Annotated in this window: 1 protein-coding gene; it reads left to right on the forward strand. The window is 48.7% G+C overall.

What is annotated here, in order from left to right:
• Positions 1-1,120, forward strand: a 1,120-nt coding sequence (locus DWZ76_RS14860; RefSeq protein ID WP_118473075.1) for an IS66 family transposase, incomplete at both ends; no start/stop codon positions are given.

Here is a 1,120-nt window from a genome sequence, read left to right on the forward strand (position 1 = left end):
TGGATACGAAGATGCAGGCAATGATGGAACAGCTGATCCTGGCTAATAAGAACCGGTTTGGACGTTCCTCTGAAAAAATGGAGGATGCCCAGCAGCTCCGTTTTGCTGAAGTGGATGGAACCATTGTGTTTTTTAATGAAGCCGAAGCTGTCTGTGATCTGGAGGCACCGGAACCAGAGACTCTGGAGCCGGCACTGGAACGCAGAAAAAAAGCAACCGGTAAGAAAGCTCAGGATATGTCCGGGCTTCCTACAAATCGGATCGACCACTACATGACCGAAGAAGAATTAACAGCAGAATTCGGTGAAAACGGATGGAAACAGCTTCCAGATGCTATTACACGCAGATATCGTTTCATTCCGGCAAAAGTCGAGGTGGATGAGCACCATGTTGGTGTATATGCCAGCAAAACAGACGGGCACATGATAAAAGCAAAGCATCCCAAAAGCCTGCTTCATGGAAGCCCCGTATCCGCTTCGCTCGCTGCTGCGGTCATGAATGGAAAATACGTAAACGCGGTCCCTCTTTATCGCCTTGAACAGGAATTCCTTCGATATGGCCTTGCCATAACCAGGCAGAACATGGCGAACTGGATGATCCGGCTGGGAGAAGAATATCTCGCCGTTTTGTATGATCACCTTCATTCGCTGCTTTACAGCTATCATGTCATCCAGGCTGATGAGACACCGGTATTGGTAAACCGGGATGGCCGCAGTGCCGGTTCCAAGAGTTATATGTGGGTGTACCGTTCTGGCCACATGTATCCGGAAAAACAGATCATCCTTTATGAGTATCAGCGGACAAGAAATGCCTTTCATCCTCGGGAATTCCTAAAGAATTATTCCGGCATTTGCGTGACGGATGGCTATCAGGTCTACCATACACTGGAAAAAGAACGTGAAGACCTGACGATAGCCGGGTGCTGGGTCCATGCCCGCAGGCGCTTTGATGAAGCGCTTGCAGTAGTACCGAAAGAACGCCAAAAAGAATCCGCATCCTATCTGATCTTAAAGCAGATCCAGACGATCTACAGAAAAGAAGGAAAGCTAAAGGATCTCTCATCGGAAGAACGGCTTTCCCAGCGTCAGGTGGCTATAAAGCCACTGGTAGACGCTTTGTT

The sequence above is a fragment of the Clostridium sp. AF35-15 genome, assembly GCF_003477745.1.
Classification (GTDB): Bacteria; Bacillota; Clostridia; order Lachnospirales; family Lachnospiraceae; genus Otoolea; species Otoolea fessa.